We start from the raw sequence: 18,208 nt of genomic DNA, 5'->3' as shown, positions 1-18,208 counted from the left end.
TAAGGGCCCGCCCCCAATCCTAGCCGGAGCGGCTACCATAGAGGCGTGATGTCCACCCAGATTCCCACCCAGGCGGCACCGCAGCGTCGACCGTTCGGCCGCACCGTGAAGAACTACGTCGCGCTGACGAAGCCGCGGGTGATGGAATTGCTGCTGGTGGTGACCGTCCCCGCCATGATTCTCGCCGAGGGCGGCTTCCCGAGCATCTGGCTCGTGCTCGCCACGCTGATCGGTGGGGCGATGAGCGCCGGATCCGCCGGAGCCTTCAATTGCTACCTCGATCGCGACATGGATCGCAAGATGAAGCGCACCGAGAATCGGCCGCTCGTAACGGGCGAGATCTCCGATCGCAACGCGCTCATCTTCGCGTCTGTGCTCGGGGTGCTCTCCGTGGCGTGGCTGCTCGTCACGACAAATGTGCTGGCCGCCGCCCTGTCGGCCGCCGCGATCTTCTTCTACGTCGTGATCTACACGCTGCTGCTCAAGCGGCACAGCGAGCAGAACATCATCTGGGGCGGCATCGCGGGATGCTTCCCGGTGCTGATCGGGTGGGCCGCGGTGACGGGCAGCCTGGACTGGCCCGCGTGGGTGTTCTTCCTGATCATCTTCCTGTGGACGCCCGCACACTACTGGCCCCTCTCGATGCGCTACCGCGACGACTACGCCGCAGCCGGCGTGCCGATGCTCGGCGTCGTGCGCGGGCGGGCCACCGTGGGACTCCAGGTAATCCTCTACGCGTGGGCCACGGTCGCCTCGAGCCTGCTCCTCATCCCCGCACCAGGAGTGAGCTGGGTCTACGCCGCCGTGGCGCTGATTTCGGGCGGGTACTTCATTCTGCAGGCCCACCGGCTCTACGGCAGCGCTATCCGTGGCCAGGAGGGCAAGCCCATGCAGGTCTTCCACGGTTCCATCACGTACCTGTCGGTGCTCTCGCTCGCCATCGCCATCGACCCGCTGCTGCCCTTCTAACGCGGCGGGCCCCGGTCCGTCCGTCCGATCACTACAGTGCTGACTGACTGACTGACTGACTGTCTGGCTGTCTGACTGCCGTAGCCCTCAAAGCCTGCATGTCTGCATGTCGCAGGCCTGGTGCAGTCCTGCCGCAAGTGGAAACCCACCTTCGTCGAGAACGCGGTCTCGCGCGTTTCTCTGAGAATTCGCGTGCTTCGGTGGCACCTCGGCGTGTGGTGATGCGAGGCCTGGGGGCCTGAGCCATGGGGCTTGGGGCCTGCCTCATGGAGTGCAGGGCGATCATGGGTGGGCGAAGAGGCTCCTTTGGGCTGGCGTGTTGCCTGCGAAGCGTTGTCTGGTCGGTGTTGTCTGGTCGGTATTGTCTGGTCGGTATTGTCTGGTCGGTATTGTCTGGTCGGTATTGTCTGGTCGTTCTCGTCTCGTTGATGCGGGCGACCTCACTGGCCAAGTGGGCGCACCAGCTGAGGAGCTGCACGGGCCGTGCACGTCCACGCGCTGGGCCACGCGCGGCACTGGTCGGTCCGCACTCGGATGCCGCCAGGGGAGCATGCCGTGCCGTGCCGCCACGCTTCGCTTCACGCTTCTTGAGCGCTTTGAACGCCTCCCGTGCTTCAGTTCGCGCGGCGTGTCGACACCTGCCAGCGTTCAACACGCAGGCGTGCCAGCTCGGCGGGCACCCGTCCCGCGTGCGAGCTGCGCGCCGGCGCGCAACTCAGCGAGGGTCAGGGGCGGCCCCGGGCGCGGAGGTGCCGTGCACCCCGCTCACACGCAGCGAGACCGCAATCTCGCACCCGGTCCCAGTGAAACCAGATGCGTGATTGCGGTCTCGAGCGCAGTCGCGCACGCAGTGCGCGCGGCACGCGCGCTACGCGGCGGGCTCCGGCGCGGGGGAGGAGGGAACTGCGGGCGTGAGGCGCTGGCGCGTCTCGACCAGGGCGAGAAACAGGCCCGCGGCCAGGAGGCACGCGAGCACCATGTGGATGCCCACCAGGAGCGGGGGCAGGGCCAGCCGGGCCTGCGCGATTCCCACGCCGATCTGCACCAGCATGACGGCGATGGACCAGCCGGTCCAGCGCACGATGCGGTAGGCGCGCTCGCTCCGGGCGAGGAACAGCGCGACGGCCGTGAACAGCAGCGTGCCATAGGAGGCCACCGCGTGCACGGTCTGCAGCGCCTCGGACTCCAGGCCGTTGCGCGCGGCCCCGCCGTCCCCGGCGTGGGGGCCGGACCCGGTGGTGAGAATGCCGAGCGTGATGGTCACGAAGCCGAAGATCGCCGCGAGCCACACGGTCTGCAGCAGGGGCGCGGACACCGCGAGCTTTCGCGGTCCCGGGCCGGTGTAGACGCGCAGCACGAGGAGCGCCGCGAGGACAACGAGCACGACGCTCGACAGGAAGTGGATCCCCACCACGTAGGGGTTGAGGCCCGAGAGCACCGTAATGCCGCCGATGATGGCCTGGATGAAGACGCTCAGCGCCGGGACCACCGTGAGCCAGAACAGATCGGGGCGCTGCTTCCGGAAACGCCACACGGCGAGCAGCGCCAGAATCGCAACGATCTCCAGCAGGAAGAAGAGCGTCCGGTTGCCGAACTCGATGTACGAGTGGATCCCCATCGCCGGGTTGTTCACGAACGATTCGTCGGTGCACTTCGGCCAGGTGTCGCAGCCCAGGCCCGATCCCGTCAACCGAACCGCGCCGCCCGTGGCGACGATCAGCACCTGTGTGGCGAACACCCACCAGGCGAGGGCCTTTACCCGGGAGGTTACCCGGTCGGGCATCCACCTCGACAGGCGGCTTGCGCGTGCGGTTTCAGGCGTGGTCGCGCTCGACAACGGGACTCCTCTCAGGGGCCTCCCAGGTGATCCAAGTGCGCTGCGCGCGCCCCTCCCGCAAACGCGCGGGAACCTGTAGAATGGGAAGCTGTGGTTGCGTACGGCGAATCGCTCGGGTGCACAGCACCTGAACGGTTCCGTCCGAAGCCCAGACTACTGCACCGCTGCAGGGAACCCGATGCGTGCGCACGCACCTTCCGAGCCGGACCCTCCGGTCTCGCGACGGGTTGCCCGGCGAGACGAAGAATGAGGGAGGGATCATGCCGGAGGTATTGATCGACCGGCCCGAGCTTGAAGGCTTGGGTCAGTATGAATTCGGCTGGCACGACAGCGACGAGGCCGGTGCGCTTGCAAAACGCGGCCTGAGTGAACAAGTTGTCCGTGAGATCTCGGAGCTCAAGAACGAGCCCGAGTGGATGCTGCAGCGCCGCCTGAAGGCTTTGCAGATCTTCGATCGGAAGCCGATGCCCTCGTGGGGCGCCGACCTCACCGACATCGATTTCGACAACATTAAGTACTTCGTGCGCTCCACGGAGAAGCAGGCGACCTCCTGGGAGGAGCTGCCCGAGGAGATCAAGGAGACGTACGAGCGTCTCGGGATCCCCGAGGCCGAGCGTCAGCGCCTGGTCGCGGGCGTCGCGGCGCAGTACGAGTCCGAGGTCGTCTACCACCAGATCCGCGAGGACCTGGAGGAGCAGGGCGTCCTGTTCCTCGACACCGACACCGCGCTCAAGGAGCACCCCGAGATCTTCGAGGAGTACTTCGGCACGGTCATCCCCTCGGGCGACAACAAGTTCGCGGCACTGAACACGGCCGTCTGGTCGGGCGGTTCCTTCGTGTACGTCCCGAAGGGCGTCCACGTCGAGATCCCGCTCCAGGCGTACTTCCGGATCAACACCGAGAACATGGGCCAGTTCGAGCGCACCCTGATCATCGCCGACGAGGACAGCTACGTTCACTACATCGAGGGCTGCACGGCCCCGATCTACAAGTCGGACTCGCTGCACTCGGCCGTCGTCGAGATCATCGTGAAGAAGAACGCCCGCGTGCGCTACACGACGATCCAGAACTGGTCGAACAACGTGTACAACCTCGTCACGAAGCGCGCGATCGCGGAAGAGGGCGCGACCATGGAGTGGGTCGATGGCAACATCGGCTCGAAGGTCACGATGAAGTACCCGTCGATCTACCTCACGGGCGAGCACGCCAAGGGCGAGACGCTCTCGGTCGCGTTCGCGGGCCCGGGCCAGCACCAGGACACCGGCGCGAAGATGATCCACCTCGCACCGCACACCAAGTCCTCGATTCTCGCAAAGTCGATCGCCCGTGGCGGCGGCCGCAGCGGATACCGCGGCGAGGTTCGTGTGGAGGCGAATGCACATCACGCCGCCAACTCGGTGGTCTGTGACGCGCTGCTCGTCGACACGATCTCGCGCTCGGACACCTACCCGGCGATCGACATCCGCACGGACGACGCGACCCTCGCGCACGAGGCCACCGTCACCCGCGTCAGCGAAGAGCAGCTCTTCTACCTGATGAGCCGCGGCCTGTCGGAGGAGGAGTCGATGGCGATGATCGTCCGCGGCTTCATCGAGCCGATCGCTCGCGAGCTCCCGATGGAGTACGCCCTCGAACTGAACAAGCTCATCGAGATGAGCATGGAAGGATCTGTCGGTTAACGATGACAACGCTTCAGACTGAACAGCACGGCGCGAAGGCGCACAGCGACGGCGACTGGGACAACCGCGCGCCGGTGCAGACCCGGTCCGACCGCATGAAGTCCGCGAATGTCGCAGATTTCGCGGACGTCACGGGCCGCGAGGTGAACTGGAAGTACACGCCGGTCGCGCAGCTCGCATCGCTGCTCACCGGTGACCTCGCTCCCGGCGCCTCCGCGCTCGAGGTCTCCGATGCCGCGGGCGTCGAGGTCACCTCGATCCCGATGGACTCGGAGCTCGTGGGCCGTGGCGGCCTTCCCGAGGATCGCGCCGCGGCGAACGCGTGGGGCCAGGCCGGCACCGCGCAGCGGATCCTGCTCACCAGCGAGGAGCGCCAGACGGTCACCGTCACGCGCACCGCGCTGACCACTGCGCCGACCGCGTCGCACACGATCATCGAGGCGGCCGCACAGGCAAACGCCCTCGTGATCCTCGAGAACACGGGGACCGCGAACCTCACCGAGACGGTCGAGATCGTCGTCGGCGAGGGCGCGAACCTCACCGTCGTGTCGCTCCAGGAGTGGGACGAGGACGCGATTCACCTCGCGAGCCACAACGCGGTCGTCGCCCGCGACGGCAACCTCCAGCACATCGTCGTCTCGCTCGGCGGGAAGATCGTGCGGGTCAACCCGTCGATCCACCTCGACGGTCAGGGCGCGAACGGCGAGGCCTACGGCGCGTACTTCGCGGACGCCGGCCAGCACCTCGAGCACCAGGTCTACATCGACCACAACGCGCCGCACACCCGCAGCCGCGTCGCCTACAAGGGCGCGCTGCAGGGCGAGGCCGCACACGCGGTGTGGATCGGCGACGTGCTGATCCGGCGCGTGGCGACCGGCACCGACAGCTACGAGGAGAACCGCAACCTCACCCTCACCGAGGGCACGCGCGCGGACTCGATCCCGAACCTCGAGATCGAGACCGGCGACATCGAGGGCGCCGGCCACGCGTCGACGACGGGCCGCTTTGACGAAGAGCACATCTTCTACCTGCAGAGCCGCGGCATCTCCGAGGACGAAGCACGCAAGCTCGTGGTGCGCGGCTTCCTCTTCGAGGTCATTCAGCGCATCGGCAACGAGCAGATCGAAGAACGTCTCCAGACCGCGATTGAGGCCGAGCTGCAGCAGAGCGTGCTGGCGTAATGTCCCGGATGAAGGCGCTCGATCTGAGCGATCTGGTGCAGGATCAGGCGACGCGCGTCGTGCTCGACGGCGTACCGATGGCTGTGGTGCTGGACGGTCAGGGTGACGTCCACGCCATCGGCGACACCTGCACGCACGGTGAGATCAGCCTCTCCGAGGGATTCGTTGACGGTGACACGCTCGAGTGCTGGGCCCACGGCTCCGCGTTCTCGCTGTGCACCGGCAAGCCGCTCAACCTCCCGGCCTACGAGCCGGTACCCGTTTACGTCGTCGAAATCGAAGACGGCGTCGTATACATTGACCCCCACGTTACGAAAGAGATTGCCGTATGACTTCTGTGCTTGAAATCAAGGACCTGCACGTCAGCGTTGAGACCGAGCAGGGTCCCAAGCCCATCCTCAAGGGTGTGGACCTCACGATCCGCAAGGGCGAGACGCACGCGATCATGGGCCCCAACGGCTCGGGCAAGTCGACGCTCGCCTACGCCGTCGCCGGCCACCCCCGCTACGAGATCACCAGCGGGCAGATCCTGCTCGACGGTGAGGACATCACCGAGCTCGGCCCGGACGAGCGCGCGCAGGCGGGTATGTTCCTCGCCATGCAGTACCCGGTGGAGATCCCGGGCGTGACCAACGCCAACTTCCTCCGCACCGCAAAGACCGCCATCGACGGCGAAGCGCCCGCCATCCGCACCTGGATGAAGGACGTGAAGGACGCCATGGCGAACCTGCGCATGGACGAGTCCTTCGCGTCGCGAAACGTCAACGAGGGCTTCTCCGGTGGCGAGAAGAAGCGCAACGAGATCCTGCAGCTCGAGCTCCTCCAGCCGAAGTTCGCCGTGCTCGACGAGACCGACTCCGGCCTCGACGTTGACGCGCTGAAGATCGTGTCCGAGGGCGTCAACCGCGCCAAGGAGAACACCGGCCTCGGCGTGCTCCTGATCACGCACTACACGCGTATCCTCCGCTACATCACGCCGGACTTCGTGCACGTGTTCGTGGACGGCCGCGTCGCGGAAGAGGGCGGCCCCGAGCTCGCCAACCGTCTTGAGGAAGAGGGCTACGACCGTTTCCTCACGAACGCGTAGGGCGTAGGCTAGTCCTATGAGTGAGGAAGCAGTCACCGTTCCGCAGTCGATCGACCCGGACTTCCGGGAGCAGGCGATCGAGGCGCTGAAGAACGTGTCGGATCCGGAGCTCGGCGTGAACATCGTCGACCTGGGCCTGATCTACGATCTCGCCTTCGATCAGGAGCACGACGCCCTGGTGATCAGCATGACGCTGACCAGCGCGGGCTGCCCGCTCACGGACGTGATCGAGAACGATATCGCCGAGGCCCTCGACGGCCTGGTGACCGCGTTCCGGATCAACTGGGTGTGGATGCCGCCGTGGACGCCGGAGCGTATCACCGACGATGGTCGGGATATGATGAGGGCGCTCGGTTTCTCGATCTAAATCGCAACACCGACGTTCGGCCCGGGGTGGGTTTCCTGCCCCGGGCCGAACCGCGTGCGGGGCAGCCTCGCACGAACAACGACAGAAGAAGGACCCATGATTACCGTCGAGGATCTCGCGATTGATGTTGGCGCGCGTCGGCTCATGTCCGGCGTCACGTTTCGCGTGAACCCGGGTGACAAGATCGGGCTGGTGGGCCGCAACGGTGCCGGCAAGACGACCCTGACACGCACCCTCTCGGGCGAGCTTCAGCCCGCCGAGGGAAAGATCACGATCTCGGGGGAGCTCGGCTTCCTCCCGCAGGACCCCCGCACCGGCGATCCGGAGCAGATTGCCCGGCACCGGATCCTGGACGCCCGCGGGCTCGGCACCCTGCAGCAGAACCTCGCGAAGGCCTCCGCCGATATGGCCTCGGAGGATCCCGCTGTCGCTGAGAAGGCCATGAAGCGGTTCGGGAATCTGACCGACCGGTTCCAGGCGCTCGGCGGGTACGCGGCCGAGTCCGAGGCCGCTTCGATCTCGCACAACCTGGGCTTGCCCGACCGGATCCTGGATCAGCCGCTCAAGACCCTCTCGGGCGGCCAGCGCCGCCGCATCGAGCTTGCCCGCATCCTGTTCTCCGACGCGGACACCATGATCCTCGACGAGCCAACCAACCACCTCGATGCGGACTCCATCGTGTGGCTGCGCGAGTTCCTGAAGACCTACAAGGGCGGCGTGATCGTGATCAGTCACGACATCGACCTCGTGGGGGAAACCGTGAACCGCGTCTTCTACCTCGACGCGAACCGCCAGGTCATCGACGTGTACAACATGGGCTGGAAGCTCTACCAGCGCCAGCGCGCCGCCGATGAGGAGCGCCGCCGCAAGGAGCGCTCCAACGTCGAGAAGAAGGCGTCGGCGCTGAAGGATCAGGCGGCGAAGTTCGGGGCGAAAGCGTCGAAGGCGGCCGCGGCGCACCAGATGGTGGCCCGCGCCGAGAAGATGCTCTCGGGCCTCGAGGACGTGCGCCAGGTGGATCGCGTCGCGAAGCTCCGCTTCCCGGATCCGGCGCCGTGCGGAAAGACACCGCTCATGGCGCAGGGGCTGTCGAAGTCCTACGGCTCGCTCGAGATCTTCGCGGGCGTCGACCTCGCGATCGACCGGGGCTCGAAGGTCGTGATCCTGGGGCTCAACGGTGCCGGCAAGACGACGCTGCTGCGACTGCTCGCGCAAGTGGACGAGCCGGACACCGGCGAGATCATCGCCGGCCACGGCCTCAAGGTGGGCTACTACGCGCAGGAACACGAAACCCTCGACGTCAAGGCGAGCGTGCTGCAGAACATGATCTCCGTGTCGCAGCACCTCACCGAAACGGAGGCGCGGAAGGTGCTGGGTTCGTTCCTGTTCACGGGTGACGACGTCCTGAAGCCCGCCGGCGTGCTCTCCGGCGGCGAGAAGACGCGCCTCGCACTCGCGATGCTCGTGGTGTCCAGCGCCAACGTGCTGCTCCTCGATGAGCCCACGAACAACCTGGATCCGGCGAGCCGGGAGGAGATCCTCGACGCGCTGGCGCACTTCTCGGGTGCCGTTGTGCTCGTCTCCCACGATCAGGGTGCCGTCGAGGCACTGAATCCGGAGCGGGTGCTCATCATGCCCGAGGCAACCGAGGACCACTGGTCCAAGGACTACCTGGAGCTGATCGAACTCGCGTGATCTCCTGATCAGAAGCTGAGTGAACCCGAACGGGCCGCACACGACTCTTCCGTGTGCGGCCCGTTCGCGCTGTAATTGACGCATGACGTCCACAGCAGCTCTGACCGACCTCACCTTTTCCGTGTCCGGCCACATCGCACGTCCGTGTGCCGAGGTGTATGAGGCCGTGGCGGATCCCCACACGCTCTCGCGCTACTTCACGACCGGCGCTGCGCGGGGCAGGCTCGTCGCGGGGGAGACCGTGACCTGGGACTTCGCCGACTTTCCCGGCGCCTTTCCGGTGCGGGTGATCGAGGCCCGAGCTCCCGAAACAATCGTGATCGCGTGGGACGGGGAGGCGACGAGCGACGCCGCGGGGGAGACGACGGTGACGTTCACCTTCGCCCCGGTCGACGACGATACCCGCACGCTGGTGACCATCACCGAGTCGGCCTGGCAGGCCACGCCGGCCGGCGCGACCGCAGCGTTCGGGAACTGCGCCGGATGGACCGGCATGCTCGCGGCGATGAAGGCCTGGGTGGAGCATCGCATCAACCTGCGCGAGGGCTTCTACCGGTAGGTCGCGGGCGGCGCGCGGGGCGGGGGAGAGAGCGTGTGCCCCTGGTCCGGTCGGGGCGTGGGAGGCAATCCGCGTCGAGAGCGGGATCGAGATCGGGATCGAGATCGAGATCACGCCCGGCAGCTCCACGAGCGCCGACGGGCTATCGGTCGAGGAGCGCGTCCTCGATGTCGGCGTCGGAGGGGCCGCGGCGCACCTTGCGCTCGGCCGCGCGGCGATCCTGGGCGCGCACGATCTCACTGCCCGCGTTGAGGCTGCGGTACTCGCGCCGGGCCGCGACGTAGACGCCGATCCCGGCGATGAGGATAAACACGTACCACTGCAGCGCGTAGGAGAGGTGCGGGCCCTCGTCGCGCTCGGGCTCGGCGGGGAGCACCCCGTGTTCGCCCGCGGGGTCCTCCGAGATCAGCATCCCGTACGCCCCGGTGTAGGCCTCGCCCTCCGTGCCGCTCAGCCGGGCGAGCTCCGGCAGCTCGATACTCGCAACGGTCATGCCCGAGCTCGTGCGGCCATCAATCCGGGGTTCCGAGGCGCGCAGCCGCGCCTCGACCACGACCGGGCCGGACGGCGCCTGCGGGAGATCGCTCACCGAGACCTCACCGCGTGCCGCCGCGCCGCCGTCGACGGGTACCCAGCCGCGGTCCACAAAGAACACCTCGCCCGCGTCCGTGCGCAGCGCCTGGATCAGGTCCGAGCCGACGCCCTGGGGCCCGGGGCGATTGCGGGCAAGCGTCGGCTCGCCGATGTACTCGCCCCGCATCGACACGGTGCGCCACTTCTGCGCGTCAACGTCGAACGCGTCCAGGCTGGGGAGTTCCGTTGCCAGCGGCACCGCGGCGGAGCCGTAGTTCGCGTCCAGCCGCTCGATCTCCGCCCGGGCCTGCGCGCGACGATCGAACTGCCAGTTGCCCAGCAGGACGCAGGCGATGGAGAACACCACGAGCATCGTGAAGTATCCGAACCAGCGCCCCGAGCGCAGGAACGTCCAGCCGATCTGCGGCCCGTCGGGCGTTGACCGCGTGGCCTCGGAGGGGGCGGCCGGTGCGGGAGCGGTGTCCTGGGTCATACGGTCGTCGTCTCTCAGTTCTCGAGTTCACTCACGGGTACCACGCTGAGCGGGAAATCGCGCGACGCGAGGAAGTCCCGCAGCGTGTCGCGGTGTGGCTCGCAGGCCAGCCAGATCTTGCGGCGGTCTTCGGCGTGAATCTTCGGGTTGCGCCACTGGATCGCCCAGCTCGCCTCGTCCCGGCAGCCCGCTCGGGAACACGAGTACTCGTGCTCCGGGGGCAGGCCCAGCGTCACGATCGGATTGCTGATCCCACTCATGCGGCACCTCCGGCGTCGCCGGTGGTGTCGGGGGAACCGGGGGCGTCCCCGGGCCCGCCGCCGGGATCCGCCGCGGCGCGGCGCGTGGGCTCCACGTCGATGACGATCAGCTCGGCCGGCGCCCCCGGTTCGGCGAGCGACGCCTCGGGCGCGGCGAGCTGCTGCGGTTCGGGTGCGTCGGGGGCTTCGCCCGGGTTGTGCGCGACGGCGTTGCCGACCATCACGGCAAACCAGGGGAGGAGCACCGCGCCGGCGGCGACGAGGAGCACCCACCAGCCGCGCACCCAGAACAGGGACACCACGCACAGCACCCGCAGGGCCATGGCGATGAAGTACATCCGCATGCGGTGCGCGCGATCCTCGGCGGGGCTCACGCCCGCCGAGGTGACACTGTAGCTCTTGGCCATGCGCTCCTTCTCACGTACCGCTCCAGCCTACGCCGTTTGGCTGGAGAGCACCCCAACGTTCGCGGTTTCCCGGGCGGCCGCGCCGCGTGCCCCGGGCACGCGGCATGGGTGCTCCCGTAGGCTAGACCGCACTGTCTGAATGGAAGGACCCCCATGAGCACCTCCCGTACCGTACTCGTCACCGGCGGCAATCGCGGCATCGGCTTCGCGATCGCCGAACGCATGATCGCCGACGGCCACCGTGTCGCGGTGACCGCCCGTTCCGGCGAGGGCCCCGCGGGCTCGCTGACCGTGCGCGCTGAGATGGCGGACGCGGCCTCGATCGACGCCGCCTTCACCCAGATCGAAGCAGAGCTTGGCCCCGTCGAGGTGGTCGTCGCAAACGCGGGGATCACGAAGGACACGCTGCTCCTGCGCATGAGCGAGGAGGAGTTTACGAGCGTCATCGACACGAACCTCACCGGCACCTTCCGCGTGGTCAAGCGCGCCGCGAAGGGGCTGCTGAAGGGCCGTTTCGGTCGCGTGATCCTCATCTCCAGCGTCGTGGCCCTGTACGGCTCGCCCGGGCAGATCAACTACTCCTCGTCGAAGGCCGCGCTCGTCGGCTTCGCGCGCTCGCTGACTCGCGAGCTCGGGTCGCGCGGGATCACGGCGAACGTCGTGGCTCCGGGCTTCATCGAGACGGACATGACCGCGGAACTTCCCGAGGCGCAGCAGCAGCAGTACCTCGATTCGATCCCCGCCTCCCGGTTCGGGCAGGTATCGGAGATCGCTGGGGCCGTGTCGTTCCTCGCGGGCGACGACGCCGCCTACATCTCGGGCGCGGTGCTGCCGGTGGACGGCGGCCTGGGGATGGGCCACTAATCCCGGGTCACCCCTACAATCGCGGCCGGATCCGGCGTAGCCTGAGGATATGAACGCTCAGACTCATCCCCGGACCCCCACCCGCGTCGCCGTCGACGCGCAGGCCCTCGCACAGCTGTACGCAGCTCCCGAGATCCTGCGCGTCGTCAATGTCTGGGACGCCGCGAGCGCGCGCGTTGTCGCAGAGCTTCCCGGCACGCGGGCGATCGCGACCGCGGGCCACTCGATCGCCGCGAGCCACGGGTACGCGGACGGCGAGCAGATCCCCCTGGATCTTATGCTCGCGAGCATCGGCCGGATCGCGGCCGCCGCGGAGCACTTCCCGGTGACGGCGGATCTCGACGGCGGCTACGGCGACGTCTCGGAGACCGTCCGCCGCGCGATCGGCGTGGGGGTCTCGGGCGCGAACATCGAGGACCGGATGCGCCCGTTCGGGGAGTCCGTCGCGATCATGCGCGCGGCCGTGCGCACCGGCGAGCAGGAGGGCATTGCGTTCGCCCTGAACGCGCGCACGGACGCGCTGGTTCGCAATCCGGAGCGGCCCCGCGCAGAGGCCATCGCGGAGGCGATCGAGCGCGGCCGCGCGTACCGCGACGAGGGCGCGACCTGCATCTTCGTGCCGGGGGTGCTCTCCGAAGAGGACACGCTTGCGCTGGTCGCCGGGATCGGCCCGCAGGCCGTCAGCGTCATTGGCCTCCCCGGGGCCCTCACCGCGGCAGCGTACGAGAAGCTGGGTGTGGCCCGGATCTCGTACGGCCCGATGCCGCAGAACGTGGCGTTGACCGCGCTGAAGCGGCTCGGCGAGTCGCTCCACGGCGACGGCGTGATTCCCGCGGAGACCGAGCAGCTCAACAACTTCTGAGCCGCACCGCGAGCGCGCCGCGGCTACGCCGTGAGGCGGTCCAGGAGGGGGAGTGCCAGCGCCAGATCCCCCTCGATGGCCACGTCGGCGCGCTCGCGCACGAGCGGCTTCCCGTTGAACGCGACGCCGATCGCCGCGACGGCCATCATGTCGAGATCGTTCGCGCCGTCCCCGATCGCAACGGTGGCGCTCAGCGGGATGCCCGAGTCCGCAGCCCACTCCCGCAGCGCCGCGGCCTTCGCGGCCGCGTCGATCACGGGGCCGATGGTGCGCCCGGTCATGCGGCCGTCCGCCACCTCGAGGCGGTTCGCGCGCCAGAAGTCGAGGCCCAGATCCGCGGCGATCGGGTCCAGCACCTCGTGGAAGCCGCCCGAGACCACCCCGACCTTTCCGCCGCGCTCGTGCACGGCGGCGACGAGCTCGCGGATACCCGGCGTCAGGCGCACGCGCGCGTACGCGTCAGCGAACGCGGACTCCGGCGTGCCCGCCAGCGTCGCGACGCGCTCCGTGAGGCTTTCCGCGAAGTCGAGCTCGCCGCGCATGGCGCGCTCGGTCACCTCGGCGACCTGCTCGCGGGTGCCCGCGACGTCGGCGAGCAGCTCAATCACCTCGTCCTGAATGGTCGTGGAATCGCAATCAAGGACGATGAGAGGCGCTGCAACGGTCATGCACACCAGTCTACGGTTTCGGTGTGGCGCGCCGTGACCCGCGCGAGGCGCGGCACTCGTTAGGCTGGGGGTATGGTCAATGTCCTGCGACTCACCGATGTGTCCGTTGTCCGCGATGGCCGGCCGATCCTCGACGGGGTCACGTGGTCGGTCGATGATGCCGAGCGGTGGGTGATCCTCGGCCCCAACGGTGCCGGGAAGTCCACCCTGCTCGCACTCGCGACGGCGTCATCCCACCCCACCTCCGGCACCGTGGAGGTGCTCGACGAGCGGCTGGGGAACATCGATGTGTTCGAGCTGCGCAACCGCATCGGTGCGGTGTCCTCGGCAACGGGGCGTCGGATCCCGCCCACCGAACTCGTGCGCGACATCGTGCTCACCGCCGCCTACTCCGTTGAGGGCCGCTGGAACGAGGAGTACGAGGACCTGGACGTGCGCCAGGCCGAGCGCATCCTCGCCGAGTGGGACCTCGCCGGGTTCGCCGACCGCAGCTTCGGCACGCTGAGCGACGGGGAGCGCAAGCGCGCCCTGATCGCCCGCGCCGTGATGACGGATCCCGAGATGCTGCTGCTGGACGAGCCGAGCGCGAGCCTCGACCTGGGTGCGCGGGAGCGCCTGCTGCAGATGCTCTCGGGCTTTGCCGCGTCGCCCGCCTCGCCCGCCATGGTCATGGTGACGCACCACGTCGAGGAGGTTCCGCCCGGGTTCACCCACGTGCTGATGCTGCGCGACGGGCGCGTACAGGCGGCGGGCCCGCTCGCAACGACCCTGACCGCCGCGAACCTCGAAGCGACCTTTGGCATGCCGTTCGAGCTCTCTGTGAACGCGGGGCGCTACGCCGCCGTGGCGCGCCCCTAACGCTCAATCACGCATTTCCCCGCCTCGGTCTGCTAAAGTGGACCCTTGGCGCGGTAGTTCCGCAAGGCTTCGATGCGCTAGACGCATCATTCATCACCCACAATAAGGACACTCATGAAGACCGACATTCACCCCGAGTACAACGCAATCGTGTTCCGCGACCTGGCGTCGGGGGAGACGTTCCTCACCCGCTCGACCCTCACCAGCGAGAAGACGATCGAGCTCGACGGCGAGACCTACCCGGTCCTCGACGTGGAAATCTCCAGCGCATCGCACCCGTTCTACACGGGCAAGCAGCGCATCATGGACTCGGCCGGTCGCGTCGAGAAGTTCAACCAGCGCTTCAAGGGCTTCGGCGCCTAAGCACTGCGAACGCGAGAACGGGCGGCGGATCTTCGGATCCGCCGCCCGTTCTGCTGTGTCGCCTGCCGGAAGCCGGCCCGGCCCCCGCGCCTATCCTGCGCGCAGCGGCCAAGCCCCGTCCGCGACGAAATTCGGGTCACGGACGCGCCGCATGTACTCCTGGAAGCTCGCCGCCTGCTGGGCCGCCCACCTGACCTGGGAGGTGTGCAGCGCGTCGAGGTCATCGGGGATCACGTCCGCGTACTTCCGCGCGATGGCCTGCAGCACCCGGCCCGAGGCGATCGCGTCGTCGCCGGCGTCGTGGGCGTTCCCGATCTCCACGCCGTGGTGGGCTGCGACCGCCACGAGGGTGCGCTTCCCCTTGCGATAGCGGTCGAACTGCTTGTCGAGGATCAGCGGATCGATGACGGGGGCGATCGCCGCGGGGAGCGACACGCCGTGCCGCGCGGCCTCGGCGGACAGCAGCGACAGGTCATATGGGGCGTTATAGGCGACGACGGGGTAGCCTCGCTCCATCATTTCGGCGAGCTGCGCCACGATCTGCTGCACGCCAACGGCCGCGGAGATCCCCGTGGCGCGCGCAATCTCCGTGGTGATGCCGTGGACCCGCATTGCGGCCTCGGGGATCTCGATGCCCGGATCGAGCAGCCAGTCGTACCGCTCGGTGACTTCACCGCCGGGGCCGAGCAGCGCGATGGTGGCGCTCACGATCCGGTCTTCGGAGATGTCAATGCCGGTCGTCTCGGTATCGAACACGGCGAGGTTCGCGGCCCAGAGGGGGAGTTGAGCGGTCACGGCGCTCCTTTCGTTTCCTCGATCGTACCGAGCCGCGCGAGATCCCGCGCCCCGGGGCGGTGCGCGGCGCTTTGCCAGCCCGCGCCGCTAAGGTTATTTCGTGAGCTCCGTCCCCACTCCTTTCGCCGTCCCCGCGCTCGGGTCCGAGACCCGCGCGTGGCGCTATGGCGCGGCGGCGGGGCCGACCCTGATCCTCGTGCACGGTTTCCGCGGCGACCACCACGGGCTGCAGGGAATCGCCCAGGGACTTGCGGCCAGCGCGCCCGAACTCCGGATCCTTGTGCCCGATCTGCCCGGCTTTGGCGCGTCGCCCGCGATCCCGGGTCGCACCCACGACATCGCGCTCTACGGAGCATGGCTGCGCGCCTTCGCGGCGGCGACGGCACCCGACGGCTTCGCGATCCTCGGCCACTCCTTTGGCTCACTCGTCGTCTCGGCCGCGCTCGCCAGCGGGCTCGCGCCCGAGCGCACGATCCTCATCAATCCGATCTCCGCCCCGGCGCTCGAGGGCCCGCAGGCCGTCATGACGCAGCTGGCGATCGCCTACTACCGTGCCGCCGACCTCCTGCCCGAGCGGGCCGCGCGCGGCCTGCTCGGCAACCCGCTGATCGTGCGCGTGATGAGCGAGGTCATGGCGAAGACGCACGATCGGGAGCTGCGTCGCTGGATCCACGATCAACACGATCGGTATTTCAGCGTGTTCGCGGACCCCGGCACTCTGCTCGACGCGTTCCGCGCGTCCGTCTCCCACACGGTCATCGGCTGGGCCGACGCGTTCGTCGCCCCGACGCTGCTCATCGCGGGCGCGCGGGATGACATCACGCCGCTCGCGAAACAGCTCGAGTTGCAGCGCCGGATCCCCGGGTCGGAGCTGCGCATCCTGCCCGGCACGGGTCACCTCGTGCACTACGAGGCCGTCGCCGACGCGGTCGCCGCGATCCTCGCGTTTCTGCGCGCCAGCGCGCCAGCAGGCACCCCCCAGACGTCCCCCGAGTCGCCGTCCCCCGCCAAGGAGCCCTCCGCGTGAAGCTGATCCACATCGACGATCTCGCCGCCCCCGAGCTTGCCGACTTCACGCAGCTCACGGACGTGGCGCTGCGCCGCGTGCGCGAGCCGGAGGAAGGGCTGTACCTCGCGGAGTCGCCGAAGGTGATTGAGCGTGCGCTGCGCGCCGGACACCGCCCGCGAGCGTTGCTCATGGTGGCCGAGTGGCTGCCGCGGATCGAACCGGCACTCGCAGACTTCCCAGACGTCCCGGTGTACATCGGCCTGCCGGATCAGCTCGAACAGCTCACGGGGTTCAACATGCATCGCGGCGCCATTGCCTCGATGCACCGCCCCGCCCCGCTCGACCCTGCGGAGCTGCTGCGCAGCTCGCGGCGCGTGGTGGTCCTCGAAGATCTCGCCGATCACACGAACGTCGGCGCCGTGTTCCGTTCCGCCGCCGCGCTCGGGGCCGACGCCGTGCTCCTCACGCCGGGCTGCGCGGACCCGCTGTATCGGCGCGCGGTGCGCGTCAGCATGGGTGCGGTGTTGCAGGTGCCCTGGGCGCGGCTCCCGGACTGGCGCGAGGCCGGACCGCTGATCCGTGATGCGGGCTACGAGCTCACGGCGTTCGCGCTGCGCGATGACGCCGAGGACCTCGCGGACTACGTCGAGGACCTCCCGGAACGGCTCGCGATCATGTTCGGCACCGAGGGGCCGGGGTTGAGCCGACGTGCTCTCGCCGCGGCCACCCGCACCGTCTTGATCCCGATGGAGCACGGCGTGGACTCGCTGAACGTGGCCACGGCCGCCGCACTCGCCATGTGGGCGGTGCGCACGGGCGACCAGCGGGGGAGCGGCGCGGCCGCTCGGACGCTCACCACGGGGGTCCCCGGATGACGGGGATCGCGGTGGGCGGCCGCCGCCGCGCGCTGTGGTTCACGGTGTTGTGGGCCGCCGTGGGCGTCGGCTCGTTCATCATTGGGGTGCAGAGCGAACTGGGCCAGCGGGCCGAGGGGGTCGTCCTCGATGCCGCGGAGTTCACCACGAGTCCGCCCGCACCGCTCAACCTGGTGTCCACACCGGCGATCGCGGTCGCCCTGCTGATCATCGGCGTGCTCGCGCTCTTCGCCCACGGGATCCAGCGCGCCCTCGTGGTGACGCTGCTGCCCGCCGCGGCGATCGCCGCCTCGCAGCTGCTGAAGCTGCAGCTACTGACCCGCCCGCAGCTCTTTGAGTTTGATGCTCCGAACACCTTCCCGAGTGGCCACATGACGGTGTTCACGGCGCTCGTTGCCGGACTGATCTGGGCGGTGCCCGCCCGAATTCGCGCGTTCGTCGCGGTCGCCGGTGCCGCGTTGCTCGGTGCCGTGAGCTGGCAGCTGCTGGCCTACGGCTGGCACCGGCCGAGCGACATTTTGGGAGCGCTCGCCCTCGGAGTCCTCGCCTTTGCGCTCGCGTGCCTCGCACGCCCGGCCCGCGCCCGCGGCCGCGTCGCGCTCGGACGCACGCTCTCGATCGGGCTCGCGCTGATCGGCTGGATCGTGGTGGGCGCGGCGCTCGTGCTGGCGGGGATCGCCGCCCTCCAGAGCCACCCCGACCTGATGCTCACCGCGGGCGAGTTCGGTGGCGTCGGGGCGAGCGCGCTCGCGGCGCGGTCGATCCTGCTCCTCAGCGCTGGCCGGGCGTAGCGCGCGTCGGCCGGCA

The 18,208-nt window shown here is 68.7% G+C and carries 21 protein-coding genes; 15 read left to right on the top strand and 6 right to left on the bottom strand.

The features are described 5' to 3' along the window. The first annotated feature begins 48 nt into the window (after positions 1-48). Entirely contained in the window at positions 49-969 is a 921-nt protein-coding gene (locus tag D3230_RS08335; RefSeq protein WP_202344854.1) for a heme o synthase, read from the top strand. Between the two features lie 868 nt (positions 970-1,837). On the opposite strand, the gene D3230_RS08330 is transcribed toward D3230_RS08335, so the two are convergent. Next, entirely contained in the window at positions 1,838-2,752 is a 915-nt protein-coding gene (locus tag D3230_RS08330; protein WP_202344590.1) for a COX15/CtaA family protein, read from the bottom strand. Between the two features lie 314 nt (positions 2,753-3,066). On the opposite strand from D3230_RS08330, the gene sufB reads away from it, so the two are divergent. The 7 genes from sufB (at position 3,067) to D3230_RS08295 (ending at position 9,374) form a co-directional block, all read left to right on the top strand. Continuing rightward, entirely contained in the window at positions 3,067-4,485 is a 1,419-nt protein-coding gene (sufB, locus tag D3230_RS08325; protein ID WP_202344589.1) for a Fe-S cluster assembly protein SufB, read from the top strand. Between the two features lie 2 nt (positions 4,486-4,487). Further along, a complete protein-coding gene (sufD, locus tag D3230_RS08320; RefSeq protein ID WP_202344588.1) occupies positions 4,488-5,666 on the top strand; it encodes a Fe-S cluster assembly protein SufD in 1,179 nt (392 codons plus the stop codon). Then, a complete protein-coding gene (locus tag D3230_RS08315; RefSeq protein WP_087013687.1) occupies positions 5,666-5,998 on the top strand; it encodes a non-heme iron oxygenase ferredoxin subunit in 333 nt (110 codons plus the stop codon). Before sufD ends, D3230_RS08315 begins: the two co-directional genes overlap by 1 nt. Next, a complete protein-coding gene (sufC, locus tag D3230_RS08310) occupies positions 5,995-6,753 on the top strand; it encodes a Fe-S cluster assembly ATPase SufC (protein WP_202344587.1) in 759 nt (252 codons plus the stop codon). Before D3230_RS08315 ends, sufC begins: the two co-directional genes overlap by 4 nt. A gap of 16 nt (positions 6,754-6,769) precedes the next feature. Next, complete coding sequence (locus D3230_RS08305) at positions 6,770-7,120, top strand: metal-sulfur cluster assembly factor (RefSeq protein ID WP_202344586.1); 351 nt, start codon at positions 6,770-6,772, stop codon at positions 7,118-7,120. A gap of 96 nt (positions 7,121-7,216) precedes the next feature. After that, positions 7,217-8,815: an ABC-F family ATP-binding cassette domain-containing protein gene (locus D3230_RS08300; protein WP_202344585.1), complete on the top strand. Its 1,599-nt coding sequence runs from the start codon at positions 7,217-7,219 to the stop codon at positions 8,813-8,815. 82 nt (positions 8,816-8,897) lie between these two features. Further along, a complete protein-coding gene (locus D3230_RS08295; RefSeq protein ID WP_202344584.1) occupies positions 8,898-9,374 on the top strand; it encodes an SRPBCC domain-containing protein in 477 nt (158 codons plus the stop codon). A 142-nt stretch (positions 9,375-9,516) separates the two neighbouring features. On the opposite strand, the gene D3230_RS08290 is transcribed toward D3230_RS08295, so the two are convergent. From D3230_RS08290 to D3230_RS08280, 3 genes are read right to left on the bottom strand one after another with little or no spacing between them, the layout of a single operon-like run. Further along, positions 9,517-10,440, bottom strand: a complete 924-nt coding sequence (locus D3230_RS08290) for an SURF1 family cytochrome oxidase biogenesis protein (RefSeq protein WP_202344583.1) — start codon at positions 10,438-10,440, stop codon at positions 9,517-9,519. A gap of 14 nt (positions 10,441-10,454) precedes the next feature. Then, positions 10,455-10,700 carry a hypothetical protein gene (locus D3230_RS08285; RefSeq protein WP_202344582.1) on the bottom strand — a complete coding sequence of 82 codons (246 nt, stop codon included), beginning with the start codon at positions 10,698-10,700 and terminating at the stop codon, positions 10,455-10,457. Continuing rightward, positions 10,697-11,107 carry a DUF3099 domain-containing protein gene (locus tag D3230_RS08280; protein WP_202344581.1) on the bottom strand — a complete coding sequence of 137 codons (411 nt, stop codon included), beginning with the start codon at positions 11,105-11,107 and terminating at the stop codon, positions 10,697-10,699. The genes D3230_RS08285 and D3230_RS08280 overlap by 4 nt, the downstream gene beginning before the upstream one ends. 153 nt (positions 11,108-11,260) lie before the next feature. Here D3230_RS08280 and fabG point away from each other — a divergent pair, with 153 nt between their 5' ends. Both fabG and D3230_RS08270 read left to right on the top strand, forming a co-directional pair. Next, positions 11,261-11,971 carry a 3-oxoacyl-ACP reductase FabG gene (gene fabG / locus D3230_RS08275; RefSeq protein ID WP_202344580.1) on the top strand — a complete coding sequence of 237 codons (711 nt, stop codon included), beginning with the start codon at positions 11,261-11,263 and terminating at the stop codon, positions 11,969-11,971. A gap of 49 nt (positions 11,972-12,020) precedes the next feature. Beyond that, entirely contained in the window at positions 12,021-12,833 is an 813-nt protein-coding gene (locus tag D3230_RS08270; protein WP_202344579.1) for an isocitrate lyase/PEP mutase family protein, read from the top strand. Between the two features lie 23 nt (positions 12,834-12,856). Here the strand turns inward: D3230_RS08270 and serB are convergent, their stop codons facing one another. Continuing rightward, complete coding sequence (gene serB / locus D3230_RS08265; RefSeq protein WP_202344578.1) at positions 12,857-13,501, bottom strand: phosphoserine phosphatase SerB; 645 nt, start codon at positions 13,499-13,501, stop codon at positions 12,857-12,859. Between the two features lie 72 nt (positions 13,502-13,573). Between serB and D3230_RS08260 the strand changes: the two genes are divergently transcribed. Further along, a complete protein-coding gene (locus tag D3230_RS08260) occupies positions 13,574-14,359 on the top strand; it encodes an ABC transporter ATP-binding protein (protein WP_202344577.1) in 786 nt (261 codons plus the stop codon). Between the two features lie 114 nt (positions 14,360-14,473). Continuing rightward, entirely contained in the window at positions 14,474-14,722 is a 249-nt protein-coding gene (locus tag D3230_RS08255) for a type B 50S ribosomal protein L31 (protein ID WP_202344576.1), read from the top strand. A 90-nt stretch (positions 14,723-14,812) separates the two neighbouring features. On the opposite strand, the gene D3230_RS08250 is transcribed toward D3230_RS08255, so the two are convergent. After that, entirely contained in the window at positions 14,813-15,517 is a 705-nt protein-coding gene (locus tag D3230_RS08250) for an exonuclease domain-containing protein (RefSeq protein WP_202344575.1), read from the bottom strand. A 100-nt stretch (positions 15,518-15,617) separates the two neighbouring features. On the opposite strand from D3230_RS08250, the gene D3230_RS08245 reads away from it, so the two are divergent. From D3230_RS08245 to D3230_RS08235, 3 genes are read left to right on the top strand one after another with little or no spacing between them, the layout of a single operon-like run. Continuing rightward, positions 15,618-16,544, top strand: a complete 927-nt coding sequence (locus D3230_RS08245; protein WP_202344574.1) for an alpha/beta fold hydrolase — start codon at positions 15,618-15,620, stop codon at positions 16,542-16,544. Next, the gene (locus D3230_RS08240) at positions 16,541-17,401 is read left to right on the top strand and encodes a TrmH family RNA methyltransferase (RefSeq protein WP_202344573.1); all 861 of its coding nucleotides are present in this window, start codon (positions 16,541-16,543) and stop codon (positions 17,399-17,401) included. Before D3230_RS08245 ends, D3230_RS08240 begins: the two co-directional genes overlap by 4 nt. Then, complete coding sequence (locus D3230_RS08235) at positions 17,398-18,192, top strand: phosphatase PAP2 family protein (RefSeq protein WP_202344572.1); 795 nt, start codon at positions 17,398-17,400, stop codon at positions 18,190-18,192. Before D3230_RS08240 ends, D3230_RS08235 begins: the two co-directional genes overlap by 4 nt. Positions 18,193-18,208 lie beyond the last annotated feature (16 nt).

The sequence above is a fragment of the Leucobacter chromiireducens subsp. solipictus genome (assembly GCF_016758195.1).
Classification (GTDB): domain Bacteria; phylum Actinomycetota; class Actinomycetes; order Actinomycetales; family Microbacteriaceae; genus Leucobacter; species Leucobacter solipictus.
The sequence above is the reverse complement of the archived record's forward strand: the minus strand, read 5'-3'. Positions and strand labels throughout refer to the sequence as shown.